This window comes from Myxococcus sp. SDU36 (assembly GCF_030168875.1).
In the GTDB taxonomy this organism is placed as follows: Bacteria; Myxococcota; Myxococcia; order Myxococcales; family Myxococcaceae; genus Myxococcus; species Myxococcus vastator.
Genome location: NZ_CP077414.1, coordinates 6,478,374 through 6,499,093 on the forward strand (window position 1 = coordinate 6,478,374; position 20,720 = coordinate 6,499,093).

Consider the following 20,720-nt stretch of genomic DNA (forward strand, 5'->3'; position numbering starts at 1 on the left):
TGATGCGTTCACGGACGAAGGCTGGCGTCGCTGTCCTTTCGGGTGCGCTGCTGGCCGGTGGCACCGTGACGGTGGCGCGGGCCGTCGGTGCGGACGCGCCAGGAGCGAGCAGCGCCGCCGCGGCGGCGGCGGGCACGAGCGACGCGGCGGGCACGGGCGCGACCGACACCGAGAAGACCGCGCCGGTGATGCTGTACGACGGCGGCCTGTCCCCCGACTGGAAGGACCTCGGCTGGGCGCAGCGCGAGCTGCCCAAGGGCGCGCCAGCGCGCATGCGCCTGTTCAACTACGCCGGGTGGATTCTCTACCGGCCCAAGCTGGAGGGCACCTTCGGCGCGCTGTCGTTCCGCTTCAGCGCGCCGGAGTCCTTCGGCGAGTTCCTGGAGGTCCGCCTGGACGCCCCGGGCGCCGCCAGCTTCCCGCGCGTCCCCATCATCCCCGAGCTCCAGGTCCGCAAGGACGGCGCGTGGTCTGAAATCGTCATCCCCATGGAGCAGCTCAACCCCAGCGGCCAGCCCTTCGACCGCGTAGTGCTGCGCGCGTCCAAGAGCGTGGGCCGGGAGTGGGTGCTGTTCGACAAGGTGGCGCTGGTGCCGCTGCCGCCCGAGCTGGCCGCCGCGCTGGCCGCGGGGGGCGGACGCACGGGCCAGGGTAGCGGCCGCGAGGCGCCGATGACCATCGACTGCACCGCGCCGAGCCACCGCATCAGCCCGCTCATCTACGGCATCGCCTTCGACGGGTTGACGGAGAAGCGCGACACGCACCAGTACGAGGTCGGCGCCACCACGCGCCGCTGGGGCGGCAACCCCACGTCCCGCTACAACTGGAAGCTGGGCGGCGCGTGGAACACCGCGAACGACTGGTTCTACCAGAACGTCGACATCGGCCTGAGCTACGACGACTTCCTGGAGTCCAACCGGAAGCACGGCATGACGTCCGCGCTGACGGTGCCCATCCTGGGCTGGGTGGCCAAGGACACGAAGTCCGTGGGCTTCCCGGTGACGCGCTTCGGCCCGCAGCAGCAGGAGGACAACGGCGCGGGCAACGGCCTGGCCCGGGATGGCACGCCACTGAAGCCCGGCGCGCCGACGCTCACCAGCACCGAGGCGCCCCCGGAGTTCGTCGCCGAGTGGATCCGCGCCATCCGGAAGAAGGACCAGGCGCGGGGCCAGCGCAGCGTCCAGATGTACATCCTGGACAACGAGCCCATGCTCTGGAACTCCACGCACCGCGACGTGCACCCGGAGCCCCTGTCGTATGACGGGCTGCTGGAGCGCACGATTGCCTACGCCACGGTGGTGCGGAAGGAAGACCCGGAGGGCCTCATCGCGGGCCCGGCCGAGTGGGGCTGGACGAACTACCTGTGGTCCGCGGCGGACTTCACGCCGGGGAAGATGCCGCACTCCGACCGGCGCGCGCACGGCAACGTCCCCCTGCTGCCCTGGTACCTGCGGCAGCTGCGCGAGCACGAGAAGAAGACGGGCGTGCGGCTGCTCGACATCGTGGACCTGCACTTCTATCCCCAGACGAACGTGGGCGTCGGCCTGGAGGGCAACACGGACCCGGCCACCAACGCGCGCCGCATCCGCTCCACGCGCGGGCTGTGGGACCCCACGTACAAGGACGAGTCCTGGATTGGCGAGCCCGTGCGCCTCATCCCGCGCATGAAGGAATGGATTGCGGACAACTACCCGGGCCTGCGCGTCTCCATTGGTGAGTACAACTTCGGCGCCTTCCGGCACATGAGCGGCGGCCTGGCCCAGGCCGAGGCGCTGGGCCGCTTCGCGCAGGAGAACATCTACTCCGCCTACTTCTGGCAGTACCCCACCGAGGGCTCGCCGGTGTTCTGGGCGTTCCGCGCGTTCCGGAACTTCGACGGCAAGGGCAGCCGCTTCCAGGACTGGTGGGTGCCCGCGAAGGCCGCCGAGGGCACCAGCGTGTTCGCCTCGCGCGATGAGGCGGCCGGCAAGCTGGTGGCGGTGGTGCTCAACTTCGACCCGGACCAGGCCGCCCAGGCGCAGATTCAACTCAAGGGCTGCGGGACACTCGACAGCGTGCGCGTGCTGGGCTACTCGGGCGCACCTGGGGGGTTCACCGAGCAGACTCCCGGTGCGAAGGCCGCGGGCTCCCTGACACAGCGGCTGCCGCCCTATTCCATGACCGTGCTCGACCTGACGGTGAAGAAGCCATGAGCTCCGCCGCGACTCCCGTGTCCCCGCAGACCCCGTTCACCACTGGCCGTGCGCGCCTGAACATCGGCCAGCTCGCCATCGACCAGCTCACCTTCGAGGAGGCGGTGACGGAGATTGGCCGGCTGGTGGACTCGCGCCAGGGTGGCTACGTGTTCACCGCCAACGTGGACCACGTGGTGCTGGCCGAGGACCACCCGCAGTTCCGCGAGGCGTACTCGCGCGCCGCGATTTCGGTGGTGGATGGGATGCCCATCGTCTGGGCCTCGCGCGCCATGGACGTGCCGCTGCCCGAGCGCATCGCCGGCTCGGACCTCATCCTCCCGCTGATGAAGCTGGGGGCGGAGCGCAAGTGGCGCGTGTACCTGCTGGGCGCGGGCCCCGGCGTGGCGGAGAAGGTGGGCCGCATCGTCGGCGAGCAGTACGGCGTGGAGGTGGTGGGCTGGGATTCGCCCATGGTGCGCGTGGACGGCGGTGACGCGCAGAACGACCCGATTGTCGCGAGGATTCGCGAGAAGGACCCGCACCTGCTGCTGGTGGCGCTGGGCAGCCCGAAGCAGGAGGTGTGGATTTCGCAGGTGACGTCCAAGCTGGGCCCCACGACGGCGATTGGCATTGGCGCGGGGCTGGACTTCATCGCCGGGACGGCGAAGCGCGCGCCCGTGTGGATTTCGCGCGCGGGCTTCGAGTGGTTGTACCGCCTGGTCAACGAGCCCAAGCGCCTGTGGCGGCGGTACATCCTGAATGACTCCCGCTTCGCCACGATTCTGCTGCGCGAGTTCTGGGAGCGGACGGGGACGAAGAAGCCGGAGTAGCCGCGCACGTCACACGGGGGTGAACTTCATCCCCGTGGCACCGGACCGCTCCAGGGCGACCTTGAGGTCCTCGGAGACGATGAGGGCGATGGGCCAGCCCCAGGTGCGGAACACCTTGGCGCCGCCCACCTTCGAGGGGTCGATGCGCAGGCCCGCCACGGAGCGATACAGGCCGAGCTTCTCTGGCCTTTCGTCCTCGGGCTTCCAGTACAGCACCTCCCGGGTTGCATGGTCGTCGATACAGCGAATGAGCTGGGTGGCGACGAGGATGAGGTACGAGTCCGGTTGTCCCGGAAGGTCCACGGCGATGAGCTGCACGTCATTTGGGGCCAGTTCCGCGAAGAGCGAGGCCACCTTGACGTGCACCACGGGCGTCACGCCAACGCCCGCCGTGCAGAAGTCCAACCGCTTTCCAGGCGCGTCGACGGGGATGGTCAGACGACCGCTGGGGCTGTGGATGGGTTGACCGGCGGCGTACACCCACGGGTCCTCCACCTCGTGCCCCTGCTCGTCCAAGGGGTCACCCAGGTCCCAATTTCCCGCGTGCCTGTCCTCGGTCAGCTTGAAGTAGCGGCTCGGCATGGTGAACGTTCTGCCTCATTTCCCCCGGGTCAGGAGTCTGTTCATTTCGGATCCGCGCGTTACTCCCGCTGATGAAATTTCACGCGCAGGCTTCACGAGCCCAATGACTCCCGCTTCGCCACGATTCTGCTGCGCGAGTTCTGGGAGCGGACGGGGACGAAGAAGCCGGAGTAGCCGCGCACGTCACACGGGGGTGAACTTCATCCCCGTGGCGCCGGACCGCTCCAGCGCGACCTTGAGGTCCTCGGAGACGATGAGGGCCCCCGTCCATCCCCAGGTGCGGAACAGCCGCGCATCGCCGACCTGGGTGGGGTCGATGCGCAAGCCCGAGATGGAGAAGTAGGTCCCGACCTTTTCCGGCATGCCGTCCTCGGGCTCCCAGTAACGGACCTCTGAGGAGTGGGCGTCATCAATGCACCGGATGAGCCGAAGGGCATTCAGCACGAGGTACTGGTCGGGCTGTGCTGGGATGTCTACCGGTAGGAGTTGGACCTCGTCTGGGACTCGCTCCGCAAGCAGGGACGCCACCCGGACGTGCACGATGGGAATGCTGTACGGCGCGTGGGTGAAGTCGAGCGGACGGCCGGGTTCCTCAATGGAAACCTCCAACCGGCCCGTCATTGAGAGAGGGGCTCCGCTCCTGAGCAGCGCCGGTTGCATCTCGGCTGCATCGGGTCCGACGAGGGCCCCAAGCTCCCAGCGTTTGGGCAGATACATGTCATCCGTGAGCTGGAAGTACCGCTTCGCCATGGTGGAACTCTCCTAGCGCCGCGAGCCCGAAGTCACCAGTGCGTTGAGCCGCGTGCCGGGTGTCGTGACCTCTCGAGCCAGGCGGTTCAGCGCCCGGGTCAGCGCCTCGCGACATTGGACAATGGTCCGACAGGTGCTCGTGGCCTCTTCGAGCGTGAAGAGGACCTGTTCGTGGTACTCGCGAGGATGCGGCCCTCGGTGCGCTGCCACGGGAACAATGTTCTCAGGGTCCTTCAGCTTCATCCCAGCCCGTTTGAAGATGGCCTTGAATCGCGGCGTCCACGGCCCACCCCGCGCCTTCGAAACATCGTTCTTGTTCGTGGCGATGTGGTGCTTCTGCGTGCGGCGCGTGCCGTCCGTGCCACCAGCCGTCATGGCCACGGCATGCGGTGCCAGCGCGACGGTGAAGCCCTCAGCCGTCATCGCCACCGACTCCACGCTCCCGAGCGCCGCGTACCGGTAGCCCGCCTGCACCTCGACGTTCAGCGCCGCCTGTGAGGAGCCCGGCAGCCTGGGCGCTTTCGCCGCCAGCCCCGCCGTGTTCCCGATGGCCGCCGTGGCCAGCATGACGAAGATGCGCGCGGAATTCTCTCCGAGCACCTCGCCGTAGGCCTCTCCCGCCTCGCTGACCTGCTCGAAAGACGTGGCCCGGTCCACCTGGCGCACCAGGGCAATCCACCCATCCAGCAAGCGCCACACCGTGTCCACGCCCAGGTAGGCAATGGCGATGGCGGTCAGGGTGGCGGCCGCGCCCTTGCTCACGGGCTCGGGCAGCGACCAGAGGAGCAGGTACATGCTGACGGAGGCACTCACCGTCGCCAGCAGTGCCTGCGGGTCGGCCATGTCCTCCAGCGCCTCGGCCGTCTCTTCCCACACCGAGTCCATGGCGATGGCCATCGCCAGCGTGTACTTCCCATCGCTGGCCAGCAGCGGGCCTTCATCCAACAGTCGAAGACAGTCCCCTGGCTGCCGCTTCCGCGCGCACCATCGGCCGTAGTCGCGCGTCAGTTCTTCGTCCGCGTAAGCCATCAACAAGCGGGGGCCGTCCGCGCGCTCCTCCATGGGAATCAGCCGCTGGCTTCGGCGTTCGTATGCGTAGACGCCACTCCTGTCCGGTACACCGAAGCGCCGCCGCGCATCGCGCAGGGGATGCAGCGAAGGCTCCACCTCCCGGGCTAACGACACCACGGTGGCCTCGAACGCTTCGTCGTCGAGCTCCACGGAACTGGCGCCTTCCACGCCGCGCGGTGTGTGTACGGTGGGCGCCGCGGTTCCCGTGTCCAGCCGAACCACACGCACCGTCGCGCACGCCGGCCCGATGAGCAGCAGCAAGAGCATCCAAATCAGCCGCATAGGCACCCCCGTGGCCTCGAGTCCGTGCGAGGCGCCCCGTCAAACCTAGCTCCCAGGCGTGACACGAGGACCTCGCCGAGAACCGGCTGGGGCGCGCCTGCGCATTAGCCAACTCGCCCTCGAGGAGTCGGTGGTGGATGGGAGGCCCATCGTCTGGGCCTCGCGCGCCATGGACGTGCCGCTGCCCGAACGCATCGCCGGCTCGGACCTCATCCTCCCGCTGATGAAGCGTCCTCCGACGAAGAAGCAAGCACCGGTGGCGGCTGCTTGTCAGCGTCCGGTGTTATCCCCACACTGTCGGCATGGGCTACGGCGCTCGAAAGCTGGACCATCCTGCCACCCTCGCCGACATCGACGCGCTTCAGGAGGGGGTCGTGGGGGAGATCATCGATGGGACGCTCTATGCGCATCCGCGTCCGATGGCAGGGCACTCCTATTTGGAGAGCAGGCTCATCGCCGAGCTGGACGGGCCCTTTCAACGGGGACGCGGAGGGCATGATGGCTGGTGGCTGCTGGCTGAGCCTGGAGCCCAGGTAGAGGGCTCGCCGGAGTTCGTTCCGGACCTGGCCGGGTGGCGTCGCGAGCGCGTCCCCGAGTTCCCCGCCAGGCGGTGGACGCTCGCTCCGGACTGGGCCTGCGAGATTCTCTCCCCCAGCACGCGTGCGTACGACCAGCGCATCAAGCGCCCCTTCTACGCGCGCATCGGCATCCGCCATCTCTGGTTCATCGACCTGGATGCGCGCACGCTCACCGTGAGCGAGCTCATGAATGACCGCTGGGTCGAGCTGGGCGTCCATGGTGACGAGGACTTCATCCGGGCCGCGCCGTTCGAGGACTTCGAGCTGAAGCTCGGTGCGCTGTGGCCTCCGTCCCGGCGCGGAGAGGACACGTAGGCTGTTCTCTCAGGACGGAGGGACTGTGCCTCGACTTCGCGAAAGGTGAGCCTCGACAACGGGGCGGCGTGGCCCCGTCACGTACATTGACGCGACACCGGCCGGAGGTCCCCGCGTCATGGGCCTCTCCCTCACTCCGCTCGGTACCGTGGGTGGCAGGCTCAGTAGGCTCGATGTCATGAAACCTCCGCTCGAACTCCCCGAGGACCTCCGGCGGAGGCTCCGCTCGCACTCACCGGAACTCGAGTCCGACATCGAGCGGTTCCTCGAAATGGCACCTTCCCCGTGCCTGTACATCCGCTCGGAGCGCGTCTCTCGCTCGCCCCTCCGGCCCTCCCTCCTCCACAGGCTGATGGGCCACAGGGCCGCGCAGCCCGTGCTCCCCACGCTCGACAGCAAGTTCGGCGGCATCCCCTACGTCGAAGAGGCGGGCTTGACGTGGGAGGGCTTCCACTTCCTCGGGCAGCTCAACTTCACCCAACTGAGTGAGGCTCCTGCCGTGTTGCCTCGGCGGGGTCTCTTCGCGCTCGACCGCGACCTTCGTGCCCCGGACTGCTCCGCCAACTCGTTCCGTGTGCGCTGGTATCCCGAGCCCACCGAAGCGCGCGCCCTCCCTGTCTCACCGCCTCCCTGCGTCGGACGCTGGGAGACGCGGATGCGGTTCTCCGCTGGCTGGTCACTCCCGGGAGGTGACGCGTGGGAAGCGCCACTGTCCTCGGGCGATGCGCAACTCCGTGACACCTGGAACGCCTGGGCGCCTTCAGGCTACCTGGAGGATGAGCGGAGTCCGGGCACCCACCGCCTGTCCGGGCACCGCGGCGCGGGGCTCGATGCGCCCTACTCCTTCGTACCGCCTCCCGGGCGAGACAGCGCCCCGCAGGCGTACGCACAGCTCTTGCGCATCGACTTCGACAACGCCTCCGGGTTCCAGTGGGGAACGAACTGGCCCTACGTGCTCATCCACCCCGAGGACCTCGCCGAGAACCGGCTGGAGCGCGCCGTCGTCGCCTGGGCGAATGCCTGAGTGAATCTGGAGGCACGCCCGCACGTCAGGCGAGCTCGACCTGCCAGCCAGGTCCTCACGCCGACCCCGCCGAACGTGCGATACCTGACCTCCATGTCCTCCTGGAACCGCGTGGCGGGAGCAGTGCCTTTACCGCTGCTGCGGCACGCGCTGGCCTCGCTGAAGCAACACTACGCCTGGGAGTACCGCGCCCTGGGCGAAGCCGAGGCCCTCCGGAGACTTCAAGAGGGCCTCTCCACCGCGCACCGGCAGGGACTGGGAGAGACGCCGCAGGCCGTGCTGTTCGCGCTCGGCCAGGTGCTCGCGGACTCAACCACGCCCGGCTACGACGCAGCGTCCTGGGCCACCACCTGCCGCCGCTCCGCCCCCGGCCACGGCGTCGCCAAGGGCCCGTGGAAGGGCGCGCTGACCATCCGCGCCGCCCAGATGCAGGCCTTCGAAAATCCCGCGAAGCCCAGCGTCCAGGAGCGGCTGCTCGCGCACCTGCGCCGCGTCTTCCCCGAGCGGATGCGCGCCCTCAGCCCCGCCGCCGCGCTCGCGCTCGTCGAAGCGGGGCTCGCCACCGCCCAGCGCCACGGCATCCAGGACGCGAAGAGCATCACCCTGCTCACCGACCTCGTCGTGGCGAAGGGCCCTGGCTTCGAGGACACCCCCGCCATGGCCTGGAGCGGCGCCCTCCTGCGCTCGGCGTCGATTCCCTCCGAGGAGAAGGCCGGGATGATTCTCCGCATGCTGAAGCAGCAAGACAGCGAGGTCCCCCATGCCACCCACCGCTGACTGGACCGACCGCGCGACCCAGGACGTCGCCAACGCTCCCCCGGATGCGGGCGCCCCCGTCATGCGCTGCCCCGCCACCGCGGCCACCGTCATCGTCCAGGTGTGGTGCCCGGAGAACGGCCAGCTCATCGGCGACACGTCCGTCCAGCTCACCGGCCCCACGGGACAGCAGGGCGCCACCGCCGTGGACTCGGGCGCCGTCACCTTCCGTCCGCTGCAAGGCGGTGCCTATTCGCTGCGGCTCACCCTCACGGGCGCGCACGCCAGGAACTACCGCATCGATGCGCCTCCCGAGCCCTTCTCCCTGGGAGAGAGCGAAACCAAGAGCCTCATCGTCCCCGTCCGGTGCGTGATTCCCAAGGCCGTCGCCACCGTGAAGCGCCGGCCTCCGCTCCATGCCAAGGCCCAGGTGACGTCCCGCTCGGGGGAGCCCCAGGCCCCAGGCGCAACGCCCCCCCCCACCTCCGCCAAGGCCTCCGTCACCTCACGGCCTCCGAGCACCGCCAAGGCCACCTCCGCTTCGAAGCCCTCGGGCTCCGCCAGGGCCGCCCTTTCCCCTCAGTCCAAGCGTGACTGAGCCCATCTCCCGACAAGGAGTTCCACGTGCAATACGAGGTCTATGAGGGCGACCCGCTCGACCTGGCCGGCGTCGAGACCGAGGAAGACGTCGAGTTCACCCTCCTCAACACGGATGGCAACGGCAAGGAAGAGAAGGCGACCGCCAAGCGCCACCAGCACACCTGCGGCAAGGTCCCCGCCGGGAAGGAGAACTACGTCATCTCGTGGAAGTACAAGCTGCCGGACCAGGAGGACCTCCTCTCTGGCAAGGACACCTTCCGCGTCTGGCCCAGGAACCTGAAGCTCGACGTCCAGATGAAGGAGGGCGCCAAGGGTTCGGCGGAGGGCTTCACCTTCTCCCTGGAGCAAGGGGGGGAGATTGAGAAGCCCACGGTGACCGGCGGCAGTTGGACCGGCCCGCTCAAGCAGATGGCCTACAGCCTCGACGCCGTCTCGCCCTGGAAGCTCGAGGAGAAGCTCGCCTCCACGGAAGAGGCCGCGCGCTACACGCTCAAGGTCTCCCAGCTCCCGTGGACGGCGAAAATCATCTCGCACGGTGACGGGAAGGCCGAGGACGCCCCCTTCAAGCAGTACGTGAACCTCCCCCTCGTCGACGGCACGGACGCCGGGAACATCATGAAGGTGGAGGTGGCCCCGCATGACCGGGCGCTCGGCCTGAAGGACCAGAAGCTCAGCGTGTGCGTCACCTTCAAGGCCACCAACAGCAAGCGGACCACGCCGCGTCCGGCGCTCATCCTCAACGGCGCGGAGCAGACCAGCACGGACCCGGGCGCGGCGCCGGGGACGGCGGACCTCGTCTACAAGGCCCAGCTCGCCCTGCCCGCGAATGGCGGCAGCTGCGTGTTCCATGTCCAGCTCGGCTACGCCGGCGGCGACAGCTGTCACATCCAGGTCGGCTTCGATGACGGCACGGGCGACGACGAGCTCTGGGTGTGCAACTGGCGGCGGCTGGAGTCCGAGTTCGTCGTCCCCCACAGCAGCCTGCGGCAGGGCTGGGACAAAATCGTCAACAACGACGACGTGGCCCCCGGGCCGCATCCCGACTTCGAGGCCGCCCTCAAGCGCATCCTCGACCCGCTGTTCATCGAGCTGAAGTTCCCGGATGCCTTCCGCGCCGTCTACACGGCCGCCGACATCAATGCCCTGCTGTCGGCCCGAGGCGGCGAGGACACCTTCATCATGCCGGGCGCGTACGTCCACCCCAGGCTCACCCCGGACAAGAACTGCACGTTCCTGTCCCCCGCGGACCTCGATGCGCTCAGGGACCGCGCCCTCCACAATCCGGCGCCGGACCCTCGGAGGCTCATGCTCGTCTGGACGGACATGCTGCCCAAGACGCTGTCCGACGATGACGCGAACGTGGCCGACGCGACACCCGGTGAGTACGTGGCCGTGTTCGAGGCCAACGACACCCCGGTGGCGCACTCGACGGCCAAAGGGCAGCTCACCTCCCTGCGCAACCCCGTGTGCAAGAGCGCCGCGGACCTGTGGGGGGTGGAGAAGGTCTACTGGCGCATCACCGGCTTCCGCCAACAGGGCGACACCGATTGGTTGGACAAGACGGACATCTGGAGGGAGCCCGAGCCAGGACAAGGCCTCCTCAACTCCCTCTGGGACTCCTGGGAGGCGCCCACGGAGGTGCTTCCCACGAGCGAGGCGGAGGCCTCGAAGTGGGTCGACTTCGTCTCCGCACAGAAGTTCAAGGTCAAGCTGCCCAACACGGACCCCACCGACCCCGGGCAGTACCTGCAATGGAACGGCTACGAGCACCGAATCGTGGTCACCGTGGGGCTCCGTCACTTCCAAATGGGCGCGAACGCCAACGCCCTCCAGGGGAAGATTCGGATGACGCCGTGCATGGGCCTGGGCTCCGCGGAAGGCGTCGCGCGCACGCTGTGCCATGAGATGGGCCACAACCTGGGCCACGCGTACATCGAGAACAAAGGTGAAGCGACCGACAAGCGCGGCCGCATCCCCAGGCACCAGATTCCAGGCATCCCGTTCGACGCCTTCATCCCCGCGGGCTTCTTCTACGCGGGCCGCGGCCACAAGGGCGCGCACTGCGCGCATGGCTTGAAGACCGGCGGGAAGGACCTGAGCGCCAGGAGCTTTGCCTCCATCGACTTCCAGCTCGACACCAACTGCGTCCTCTTCGGCCAGGGGGACCAGATGAAGACGGTGCAGTTCAACTATTGCCCGGAGTGCACGCGCTACATCCGGGCCAGCGACGCGCTCGACATCACGACGAACTGGAAGGCCTAGCGGACATGGCACCGGGCATCTTCGAAATCGAGGGCCAGGACTACTGGACGGACCCGTTCAAGTTCAGCTCGCGGGTGCTGCGCAAGTTCCTCCCCGAGGGACGGTATGGGCTGTTCCTGGACGCGCCAGCGGAGGCCGACCTCGCGCGGAGCGAGCGCATCCCCCTGCTGGCGCTGTACGCGGCTACACAGCAGGAGCTGCGCGTCTACGACCCCTGGAGCGCCGGCCACCTCGTGGCCGTGCGGCTGGAAGACCGGACGCTCGACCTCACCCCGTTGTTCGCCCCACCGGAGCAGCCGGGGCTGTTCGACCAGGACCCGCCGCCCTCCGAGCCCCCGGGCCCTGGCGCCCTGGCCATCGTCGAGCAGACGGACGCGCTCCGGCTGGATTCGCTGCAACAGCCCGGGCACTACCTGCTGACGGCGCTGATGCTGGACCGCACGTCCAACCGAGTACAGGTCCACGTCACCCGCCCCACGGCCGGCTACCAGGACGAAGAAGTCGCCCGCTTCCTGGAGGCACTGAGGCAACAGCCACCTCCGCCCGAGCCCGTGCGGTACGCGCCCGGTGAAGACGAACGCCCGTTCCAGGCCCGGCCCGGCAGTCCTCCCCCGCCGGAGGCCCCAGGCATCGCCGTGCACGGTGAGCGCGTGTTCCTGTACGAGCCCGGTCGGCCCGCGTGGATCCGCGGCACCTTCCAGGTGCCCGTGCTGGCTCACGAGCGGGTTCCGCACAGGCCGGAGCAGGGTGACGACGACGGCTACGGCGAGCCCCGCCCGGTGGCCATCGTCCCCGTCTCCCTGGTGGTGATTGGCAGCCGCACCGGTGAGGCCGAGGTGATGTCCCTCCGCGTCCCCTGCTTCCAGGACGCTCCCTTGGAGGAGGGTTCCCTGGTGACGGGGCACTTCGAGTACGACCTCTTCCAGCACCCCGCCTTCACCGGCAAGGCCCAGACGAACTTCGTCTACGCCTTCTGTGGGGAGGCCATGAGCGGCCCCACGCGGATGGCCGTGGTGACGCGGGACATGCTGGAGCTGGGGGGCCACCGAAAACAAGGCACCGGCACCACGCTGCCGCGGCTGCGCTGACGCGAAGCAACGGGCGCGGTTCCTCGGGGTGCTATCCTCACGAGCTCCGAGGAACCGTGACGGCGCCCCCCTCTCCTCCGCCCGAGCAGGACGACGACTACGGCATGTCCCTGCCGGCGCTGGTCGTCCTGCGCATCAGCATCGTGTTCATCGAGCTGTTCACCCGGCTCGGTGACGTCCTGGTGCTGCTGCGCCACCCCCGGCTCCTCCCTCCCTACCTGGGCCTGTGGCTGCGCGAGGTGCGCGTCTCGCCCTACCGGTTGAAGCGCTCCTTCGAAACGACGCGCGTCCTCCAGGCGAGCGGGCAGGTTTTCAAGGAGCTGATGTACGGCGAGATGCCGGTGCACACGGGCGTGTGGCTCTTCTGGAAGGCGGGGCTGGGCCGTGGCTCGCGGCTGGTGGACCTGGGCGCGGGGCGGGGCCGCACGCTGCTGGCCGCGCGTTGGCTGGGCGCGGAGGCTCGCGGCGTGGAGCTGATGCAGCACCACGTCGACCTGGCCCGGAAGCCCGTGGAGAAGGCTGGGGCGCAGCTCGTGCTTGGCGATGCGACGCAGGCGGACCTCCAGGACGCCACGCACGTCTTCACCAACTGGACGGCGCTGACGCCCCAGACACGCGCCCGGCTGGTGGAGCGCTTCCGCACCTGCCGCCCCGGCACGCGCATCCTCACCGTGACGCGGCCGGTGGAGGCCCCGGGCTTCACCGTCATCTCCAAGCACCGGCTCCTCTTCACCTGGGGACCGGAGCACGTCTGGATTCAAGAGCTCAGCGACAACGTCATTGGAGATGCAACCAATTGACGCGGCTTCCTGTGACACGGGCTCCATGTCTACGCTCCGCGCCACGACGCCGGTCCGACGGGGCTCAAGGCCCTGGGTCCGGGCGTCCAGGAGCTGAGTCACATGAAGGCATGGATGACGGTGGTGTCGCTGGCGGTGGTTCCCCTCGCCGTGGGTTGCACGTCGTCGCGCGAGCTGACGCGGGCGCGAGTGGAGGCGAACACGCTGCGCAAGGACGCGGACACACTGCGCGCCGAGAACGCGACGCTGAAGGAGCGCGTCAGCGAGCTGGAGGAGCAAGTGGCGAAGGTGGTGGAGGAGCGCGACACACTGAAGGCCGCCGCGGAGAAGCCCCCGGAGCCCGTCGTCGCGCCCGCCGCGGGCAAGAAGCGCAAGAAGTAGCGCTCGGGAGGCCACGCCGATGACCGTGACGCGCACCACGGCGGTCCATGTCCACGACGGCTGCGACGTGTACGTGGGCCGGGCCTTCCGCGCCTATGCGAAGCCGAGCCCGCTCAACCCGGTGCCCGGCCGCTTCGGCAACCCCTTCAAGCCCGGGGGCGTGCGCACTCCAGGCGCCATGCTGCGCACCTACTTCGCGCCGTGGCTGGGGATGCTTCCGGAGGCGGAGCAGGAGCGCATCCGTGAGGAGGCCCTGCGTCGCATGGGGCCGGACGAGGACGCCTTCGACGCGTTCCGCTGGTACTTGGAACTGCGCACCCGGCATGACGCGGACTACCGCGCCGCCGTGCTGACGCTGCGTGGCAGACGCCTGGGCTGCTGGTGCAAGCCCGGTCCCTGCCACGCGGACATCCTGGCGGAGTGGGTGGACGCGCACCACTGACGCGGCCCACCCTGCGACGCTCACACGGGGACGTCCTTCCACGGTCGGATGGTCTGGCACTGGGTTCGGAAGGTCTCGATGCGGTCCGCCACTTCCCACGCCGTCTGCGTGTCGCGGAGCGCGTCCAGATAGAGGCATCGCCGTGCGACTGCCGCCAGGTCGAAGGCCCAATACATGCTCATCAGCGGGTTGATCCACAGCTGACTGCCCTCGGTCCGGACCGTGCGGTGGACGTCTCCGTATGCCCCTTCCACGGCGCTCACCACGGACAAGGACACGATGCTGGGCGCGCGTGGCATGCGCTCGCACACGTACGTCACTGCGTCGCGATACAGGGCGACCTCGGACATGGGCTCCAACAACGCGGTGACCCCCAGGTAGGCCCCTTGCTGGCTGAGCGCGGCCACGGACTCCAGGAAGTGCGCATGGCAGACGCCATGGTGCCGGTCGACGCCGAAGCCCAGGCACACCACCAGTTTGTCCTCCAGTGGCAGCGCGTCGACGGCGGACAGGCTGCTGATGTCCTCCTCGGGCGTGCCCAGCCCCACCTCATCCCCGCGCATGAGGATGTCGGTACCTCCGTCCACCAGCACCACGGCATCGAAGCCGAGCCGTTCCCAAAGCAACGCATACGCTGCACGCAGTGGGGCCACGCCCGTTCGCTCGAAGCAGTACACCGGGACGCGCTCACCCCGGCCTTGGAACCAGCGCGCCAGGAGCCCCTCCGGGAAGTAATGAACCGGCCCCTTTGTATGGGCCTCGACCTCCATGAGGCCCGGCGCCAGCCAGGTTCCCTCTACGGCTTCCAGCCGCGTGAAGCTCAGGTTGGCCAGGGACACCTGCTTGCCCAGCTCGCGCAGGCGGAAGAACAGCGGCAGCCCGCTGAACACGTCGAAGCCACCGCCCGCGCCCGCGATGAGCACATGCCGCGCCCGTGCGAGCCTTTCGAACAGCGGTGAAGTAGACAGGTCCATTCCCTGATTCCTTCCAATGTCAGCCACGACGCCTCCAGCGCTATATAGCGCGGCCATGCCCACCCTCATCCTCAGCGCGAAGGACCTCCGCAGGCTGTACACCGTCGAGCTCGGCCTCACCGCCGTCGAGCGGGCCTTCCGTGCCCACGGCCTCGGCGAGTCGCTGATGCCGCCCAAGGTGTACCTGTCCCTGCCCTCCTACGACGGCGACTTCCGCGCCATGCCCGCGTTCCTCGACGGCGCCGCGGGCGTGAAGTGGGTCAACGCCCATCCGCGCAACCCGGAGAAGCACGGCCTGCCCACCGTCCGCGCCCTCTACATCCTCAGCGACCCGGACACCGCCTCCCCGCTGGCCATCCTCGACGGCACCCTGCTCACCGCCTGGCGCACCGGCGCCGCTGGCGGCGTGGCCTCCAAGTTCCTCGCGAAGCCGCAGCCGCGCACCCTGGGCCTCGTCGGCTGCGGCGTGCAGGCCCGCGTGCTCATCGACTCGCACCGCGCCCTCTTCGGCGACGGCCTGGAGCTGCTGCTCGCCGACACCTCCGAGGCCGCCGCCAAGGCGCTCCAGGCCGAGAAGGGTGGCCGCATCGTCAGCACCCAGGAGGCCTGCGGCGCCGACATCGTCTGCACCGCCACCCCCGCCCGCGCCCCCGTGGTGAAGCGCGAGTGGTTCCAGCCCGGCGCCCACATCAACGCCATGGGCGCGGACGCCCCCGGCAAGCAGGAGTTGGATGCGCGCCTGCTCACCGAGGGCCGCGTCTTCATCGACGACTCCGAGCAGGCCCTCCACTCCGGCGAGGTCAACGTGCCGCTCCATGATGGCCTCCTCCGCCCCGAGCAAATCGCCGGCACCCTGGGCGAGGTCGTCGCCGGCAAGAAGCCCGGCCGCACCCGCGACACCGAAATCACCGTCTTCGACTCCACCGGGCTCGCCCTCCAGGACGTGGCCCTGGCCCGCGCCCTCTACGACGCCGCGCTCGCCCGCGGACTCGGCCAGGCCTTCGACATCATCGGGAGCTGACGTCCGGGACGGCTCCTCCGAATAACGCGGCGTGGAAGACAGGCGGATGCGGCGAGGACCGGCGCGCGCAGGGTGCGCCAGTCCAGGTACCGCGCGTGGCCCCCGTTCGAAGGCGGGCCTTCGCCACGCCCACCGTCGGAGACGCCCGTCCCGGGAGACACAGCACCGCGATGACGCCACGCAATGCCTGTCGCGTGAATGCGTGTGATTCACCGCCAACGCGGCATCCAGCGAAGGTCTGGCGTGTCCTGTCAATCGCGCGGGAGTCGCACACGCGGCGCGTCAGCGCGATGAGCAGGGATTGCGCATGTGTCTTGAATGCCTCGGGGTGAAGTGGCCTCGGGGTGATGCGCGACCCTCACGCGAAGGTGAGGGCTGTCATGTCTCCATGACAGGCATGCGCTCACTTCCTCGGGCGCTTTGCTTGCATGAATGCCCAGCGAGGTATTCTTCACGCGAGCCCCCATGCCCTCACACGCCGCTTCTTTTGTCTTGCCGCGCGCGACGCTCGCGCGCGTCACGTTCTTCCTCGTCACGCTGACGGGGCTGCTCTTCGCCGGGCCCGCACGGGCGGCCACCAACGCGGAGTCCGCGCAGCGCGCCATCAACTACCTCAGCGCGGACGCGGCGAACTGGTCGGTGCGCTTCGGCTGCACGTCGTGCCACCGCCACGGCGCGGCGATGTTCGGCCTCGCGAACGCGCGCACCACCGGCTACGACCTGGACGCGCTCACGTACAACGGGCGCACCAACCGGGAGAACCTGGAGTTCATCGCCGGGCGGCTCGTCTCCGAGCAGCGCGCGGACGGCTCGTGGTTCCACGAGGGCATCTTCTATCCCAACGCGAAGACGAGCTACTCCGCCTTCGGACTGGCGGGCTACGACGCGCACCTGGGCACGCGGTACTCGGACGCGCTGGTGCTGGCCGCGGACTGGGCGCTGACGCGGCAGGAGGCCACCGGCCGCTGGCGCGAGGACTTCCCCTTCTACCCGGTGGGCTACGGCCACGTCGGCGTCACCGCGCGGATGATGACGGCCCTTGCCCAGGCCCGGCAGCGCGTGGACCCGGCCAGGGCCTCGCGGTACCAGGCCGCGCTGGACCGGGCGGCGGACTACGTGCGCGCGCACATGAATGACTGGACGGACGGCCCGGACACCGACGGCCAGCGCTACACGCACCAGGTGGCGTGGGCCATGGTGGGCCTCAAGGCCGCCGGCCCCGGCGCCAACGCGGTGAACACCCAGGCCCTGGAGCGCATGGCCACGCGGCTGCTGTCCACGCGCGCGGGCGGAGGCGCGCCGGGCTGGGGTTCGCTGGAGGGCGATGTACCGGACGAGTTCGCCACCGGCATCTCCCTGTACGCGCTGTGCCTGGCGGGCCGGAAGCCTGGCGCGGACGGCCGCATGTCGGAGGCGCTGGAGTGGCTCAAGGCGCGGCAGGCGGTGAACGGGAGCTGGGGCGCGGACACGCGCTACCCGGACATCCCCACCACCTTCGCCTCGCTGGGGCTGGCGTGCTTCGGCGACTACAGCGTGGGCGTCACCGTGAGCGGCGAGACGCGCCGGCCCTTCGAGCATGACCTGCCGCGCGCGCAGTCCGTCACCTACCCCGTCACGGTGCGCAACCACGGCTACCAGACGGACAGCTACCGGCTGAGCACCCAGGGCGGGCTCAGCGGTTGGACGGCGACGCTGAGCCGCGCCACGCTGGAGCTGGCGCCCGACACCGAGGCCACCCTCACCCTCACCATCACCGCGCCGGAGGGGCTGGCGCCGTCGCTCAGCTCGGACGTCATGGTGGTGGCGGCCTCCCAGGAGGCGGACGGGGTGAAGGGCTCGGTGCGCGTCACCACCTACACCAACCCGCCGCCGCCCACCGACGGCGTGCCCACCACCACCACGCTGCTGTCGCCCGAGGACGGACAGCTCACGGTGGCGCTGGACAACACCCTGTCCGCGCGCGTGGTGGATGACCGCGGCTGGGAGGCACAAGGCCCCGGCATGGGCGTGGTGACGTTCTCCGTGGCGGGCGTCACGGTGGGCGCGGACAACGACGCGGACGGGGACGGCGTCTACGCTTTCGTGTGGCGGCCTCGCGCCTCCACCTGGAGCGAGCTGGGCGTTCAGGACCTGCGCGCGGTGTACTCCGGCGTGACGCTTTCGCCCGCGCGGGAGAACCGGCTGGGCAGCGCCGCGTCATTCTCCGTGGAGGTGCACCCCTCCCCCTTCCCCGCGCCGTCGGTGACGCTGTGCGGCCTGCCGGGCTTCACGGACGCGCTGACGCTGGAGGTGTGCGGCTTCGTCACCCCGCTGGCGGCGGGCGCGGAAATCGACTCGGCCACCTTCGTCATCCAGGGCGTCAGCCACCCGGTGGCCCCCGACCCCAGCGGCGGCTACGTGGACACGATGCTGCCGCTGGTGGACGGGCCCAACGTCATCCGGCTGGTGGCCACGGACTCGTTCGGCGGCATCGCCAGCGAGGAGGCCGTCGTCATGGTGGACAACACCGCGCCGGAGCTCACCTTCCTCTCACCGGCCAATGGCGAGGCCATGGCGGCCTACAGCGTGGACGTGCGGATGGTGGTGCGTGACTGGTCCCCGGTGCGCGTGGAGACCAACTGGGTGCAGGTGACGGACGTGCCCGCGGGCGGCGGAGACGTGACGCACCGGGTGGACCTGTGGCCGGGGGAGAACCTCATCCTGGTGCGGGCCACGGACTCGGTGGGCCACGTCACGGAGCGGATGCTGACGGTGTGGGTGGACGCGGAGGCGCCGTGGGTGTCCACGGGCCTGCCGGACGGGTGGCTCGTCGGGCCGCAGCCGGGGGACGCGCTGCCCTATGACATTGGCGTGTACTCCGCGTCCGCCACCACGGTGACGCTGTCCACGGGGCGCACGTACACGCTGCCCCGGGGCGGCGGCGGCGTGCAGGCGACGCTGGACCTGGTGCCCGGGGACAACGCCTTCACCATCGACGTGACGAGCGAGACGGGCATGCGCGCCACGCTGTCGCGCACGGTGCGCTACGACGACGCCGCGCCCCAGGCCACGCTGCTGCTGCCAGTGCCGGGGCAGACGTACAGCGGGGTGGTTCACCTCACCGCGCGGGTGACGGACGCGGTGAGCGGCGTGCGGTGGGTGGCCTTCACGCGGGATGGCTCCGGCATCCGGGCCGCCACGCTCCAGCCGGACGGCACCTGGACGGCGGAGCTGGACACGCGCGAGCTGGTGGACGGCGAGCACACCGTGGAGGTGTGGATGGATGACCCGGCGGGGAACTTCGCCATCCAGACGTTCCCCTTCGCCACCCGCAACCCGCCGTAGCCTACTTCTTCTTGTGGTGCATCGCCGACGCGACCAGGTTCATCAGCTTCAACTGCACCGACGTCAGCTTGCGCAGGCTGCGCATCAGCCGCCGCATCTCCGGCGTGTCGTCCTCGCGGTGCTTCGCCGCGACCTTCTCCTTCACCGGCGGCGGGGCGGTGAAGCCCTCACCCAGGCCCAGCAGCTCGTGGGGCGGCACGTTCAGCACCACGCACAGCCGGCGCAGGTTCTGGACGCTGGGCAGCATGTGGCCGCGCTCCAGCCGCCCGTACACCTCCGACGCCATGCCGATGCGGTCGGCGACATCCGCCTGCGTCAGCCCCATCCGCACCCGGGCGGCTCTCGACGCGGCCCCCAGCATGCTCGCCAGCTCTGTGTCCATACGTGTGTCAGTCCACGGAAGGAGGGCCGACCCAGCTAACCCTCAAGGTCGGGTACTTTCACCATACCTTCCGCGTTTTTTCAAAGCGCTCGCGCGCCTCAGCCGGCGGGGGTGCTCTCCGCCGCATCCAGCAGCAGCCGGCGACGCTCCGCGGCGGTGAACAGCGACGCCAGCGGCAGTCCCAGGAAGAAGGCATGCATCACAATCTGGGGGAACTGCGGCACGTCCAGGAACCAGGGATAGGAGCCCCGCCCGATGAACTGGAAGTTCACCAGCCACACGAAGATGCCGTAGAGCATCCCCACCGCGGCCTGGAACTCCCAGCGGCTGCGCCCGTCCGGCGGCAGGAACGCATCCAGCACGGAGTAGAAGAGCCCCACGCCCGCGGAAATCACCAGGTGGACGCCCACGCCCAGCAGCAGGGCCGTGCTGTCGGAGATTGCGGCCGTGAAGGCCCGCGGCCCCAGGAGCACCCCCGCGGACATGCGCACCGGCCGCATCGGAGGGTCCCCCGACGCCACCGCCAGCACCACCTCCGCCAACGCCAGCACCACGCCCGCGGCCATGCCAAAGAGCAGGCCGTTGGTGGCGGACCAGGGCGTGTACCTCCGCCGAGCCATCCTTCCTCCTTGCCAGGGGCTACCGCATGCGCGGCCCTGCGCTCAACCTGGGCATGCCCGCTTGCGGCGGGCAGCCAGGACGCGCCAGGGGCCCACGGCGCCGTCTCCCCGGCCGGCCACCGGGCCGGCCTCGCATTTCCAAGGCGCGCCTCACCGCCGGGGCATTCGCGTCACGCACCCCTGGATGGGTCCTGGCCAGGCGGCCCCGGGAGGCAGTTGCCCCGTGACTCCCGGGATTTCGAGCCTGTCTTTTCTTCCGCCTCCGCGGTCGCCCGCCTGTAACTCCTGCAGCACGGGTCGCCTGGCACCTGCCCAGCTTGTTGAAAATCCAAGCGCCGGGGTGTGGGCACGCCGTTGGCATACGAACGCTCCCGGAAAGGACGAAGGTCACCGGGACATGCCGCAGCTCCGCCAGAGACAGGGCCCTCACCGCGTGCATTACGCGCCACAAGCGTGGCGCGAGG

At 69.5% G+C, this 20,720-nt stretch carries 20 protein-coding genes; 14 read left to right on the forward strand and 6 right to left on the reverse strand.

Translation table 11 applies throughout. The features are described 5' to 3' along the window. Positions 1-2 precede the first annotated feature (2 nt). Both epsB and epsA read left to right on the forward strand, forming a co-directional pair. Positions 3-2,192 carry a GH44 family glycoside hydrolase EpsB gene (gene epsB / locus KGD87_RS26295; protein ID WP_284663476.1) on the forward strand — a complete coding sequence of 730 codons (2,190 nt, stop codon included), beginning with the start codon at positions 3-5 and terminating at the stop codon, positions 2,190-2,192. Continuing rightward, positions 2,189-3,004, forward strand: coding sequence for an exopolysaccharide biosynthesis glycosyltransferase EpsA (gene epsA, locus KGD87_RS26300; RefSeq protein WP_284663477.1), 816 nt, complete (start codon positions 2,189-2,191; stop codon positions 3,002-3,004). Before epsB ends, epsA begins: the two co-directional genes overlap by 4 nt. Before the next feature lie 9 nt (positions 3,005-3,013). Here epsA and KGD87_RS26305 read toward each other — a convergent pair whose 3' ends face one another. The 3 genes from KGD87_RS26305 to KGD87_RS26315 all read right to left on the reverse strand — a co-directional run bounded on the left by KGD87_RS26305 (position 3,014) and on the right by KGD87_RS26315 (position 5,689). Next, on the reverse strand, positions 3,014-3,586 hold the full coding sequence (locus tag KGD87_RS26305; RefSeq protein WP_284663478.1) for an imm11 family protein: 573 nt from the start codon (positions 3,584-3,586) through the stop codon (positions 3,014-3,016). Positions 3,587-3,769: 183 nt separating this feature from the next. Next, entirely contained in the window at positions 3,770-4,336 is a 567-nt protein-coding gene (locus tag KGD87_RS26310; protein WP_284663479.1) for an imm11 family protein, read from the reverse strand. A 12-nt stretch (positions 4,337-4,348) separates the two neighbouring features. Then, positions 4,349-5,689: an AHH domain-containing protein gene (locus KGD87_RS26315; RefSeq protein ID WP_284663480.1), complete on the reverse strand. Its 1,341-nt coding sequence runs from the start codon at positions 5,687-5,689 to the stop codon at positions 4,349-4,351. A gap of 133 nt (positions 5,690-5,822) precedes the next feature. Here KGD87_RS26315 and KGD87_RS26320 point away from each other — a divergent pair, with 133 nt between their 5' ends. The 10 genes from KGD87_RS26320 (at position 5,823) to KGD87_RS26365 (ending at position 13,935) form a co-directional block, all read left to right on the forward strand. After that, positions 5,823-6,188, forward strand: a complete 366-nt coding sequence (locus tag KGD87_RS26320) for a WecB/TagA/CpsF family glycosyltransferase (RefSeq protein WP_284663482.1) — start codon at positions 5,823-5,825, stop codon at positions 6,186-6,188. Beyond that, entirely contained in the window at positions 6,073-6,582 is a 510-nt protein-coding gene (locus KGD87_RS26325; RefSeq protein ID WP_284668694.1) for a Uma2 family endonuclease, read from the forward strand. The genes KGD87_RS26320 and KGD87_RS26325 overlap by 116 nt, the downstream gene beginning before the upstream one ends. Positions 6,583-6,760: 178 nt before the next feature. Continuing rightward, positions 6,761-7,606, forward strand: coding sequence for a DUF1963 domain-containing protein (locus tag KGD87_RS26330; protein ID WP_284663484.1), 846 nt, complete (start codon positions 6,761-6,763; stop codon positions 7,604-7,606). 93 nt (positions 7,607-7,699) lie between these two features. Continuing rightward, entirely contained in the window at positions 7,700-8,383 is a 684-nt protein-coding gene (locus KGD87_RS26335) for a hypothetical protein (RefSeq protein WP_284663485.1), read from the forward strand. Continuing rightward, the gene (locus KGD87_RS26340; RefSeq protein WP_284663486.1) at positions 8,367-8,960 is read left to right on the forward strand and encodes a hypothetical protein; all 594 of its coding nucleotides are present in this window, start codon (positions 8,367-8,369) and stop codon (positions 8,958-8,960) included. The genes KGD87_RS26335 and KGD87_RS26340 overlap by 17 nt, the downstream gene beginning before the upstream one ends. Before the next feature lie 26 nt (positions 8,961-8,986). After that, the gene (locus KGD87_RS26345; protein ID WP_284663487.1) at positions 8,987-11,224 is read left to right on the forward strand and encodes a hypothetical protein; all 2,238 of its coding nucleotides are present in this window, start codon (positions 8,987-8,989) and stop codon (positions 11,222-11,224) included. Between the two features lie 5 nt (positions 11,225-11,229). Then, positions 11,230-12,312, forward strand: a complete 1,083-nt coding sequence (locus tag KGD87_RS26350) for a hypothetical protein (RefSeq protein WP_284663488.1) — start codon at positions 11,230-11,232, stop codon at positions 12,310-12,312. A 104-nt stretch (positions 12,313-12,416) separates the two neighbouring features. Beyond that, positions 12,417-13,112 carry a class I SAM-dependent methyltransferase gene (locus tag KGD87_RS26355; RefSeq protein WP_502888046.1) on the forward strand — a complete coding sequence of 232 codons (696 nt, stop codon included), beginning with the start codon at positions 12,417-12,419 and terminating at the stop codon, positions 13,110-13,112. 102 nt (positions 13,113-13,214) lie between these two features. Beyond that, positions 13,215-13,493, forward strand: a complete 279-nt coding sequence (locus tag KGD87_RS26360; RefSeq protein WP_284663491.1) for a hypothetical protein — start codon at positions 13,215-13,217, stop codon at positions 13,491-13,493. Positions 13,494-13,512: 19 nt separating this feature from the next. Continuing rightward, a complete protein-coding gene (locus KGD87_RS26365) occupies positions 13,513-13,935 on the forward strand; it encodes a DUF4326 domain-containing protein (protein ID WP_284663493.1) in 423 nt (140 codons plus the stop codon). A gap of 20 nt (positions 13,936-13,955) precedes the next feature. Here the strand turns inward: KGD87_RS26365 and KGD87_RS26370 are convergent, their stop codons facing one another. Continuing rightward, complete coding sequence (locus tag KGD87_RS26370) at positions 13,956-14,909, reverse strand: DUF1152 domain-containing protein (RefSeq protein ID WP_284663495.1); 954 nt, start codon at positions 14,907-14,909, stop codon at positions 13,956-13,958. A gap of 55 nt (positions 14,910-14,964) precedes the next feature. On the opposite strand from KGD87_RS26370, the gene KGD87_RS26375 reads away from it, so the two are divergent. Together KGD87_RS26375 and KGD87_RS26380 are read left to right on the forward strand one after the other, a co-directional pair. Further along, positions 14,965-15,930: an ornithine cyclodeaminase family protein gene (locus KGD87_RS26375; RefSeq protein ID WP_284663497.1), complete on the forward strand. Its 966-nt coding sequence runs from the start codon at positions 14,965-14,967 to the stop codon at positions 15,928-15,930. A 465-nt stretch (positions 15,931-16,395) separates the two neighbouring features. Beyond that, complete coding sequence (locus tag KGD87_RS26380) at positions 16,396-19,254, forward strand: Ig-like domain-containing protein (protein WP_284663498.1); 2,859 nt, start codon at positions 16,396-16,398, stop codon at positions 19,252-19,254. A gap of 1 nt (position 19,255) precedes the next feature. On the opposite strand, the gene KGD87_RS26385 is transcribed toward KGD87_RS26380, so the two are convergent. Then, on the reverse strand, positions 19,256-19,636 hold the full coding sequence (locus KGD87_RS26385) for a helix-turn-helix domain-containing protein (RefSeq protein WP_284663500.1): 381 nt from the start codon (positions 19,634-19,636) through the stop codon (positions 19,256-19,258). Positions 19,637-19,734: 98 nt separating this feature from the next. Then, a complete protein-coding gene (locus KGD87_RS26390; protein ID WP_284663501.1) occupies positions 19,735-20,256 on the reverse strand; it encodes a hypothetical protein in 522 nt (173 codons plus the stop codon). Between the last annotated feature and the right edge of the window lie 464 nt (positions 20,257-20,720).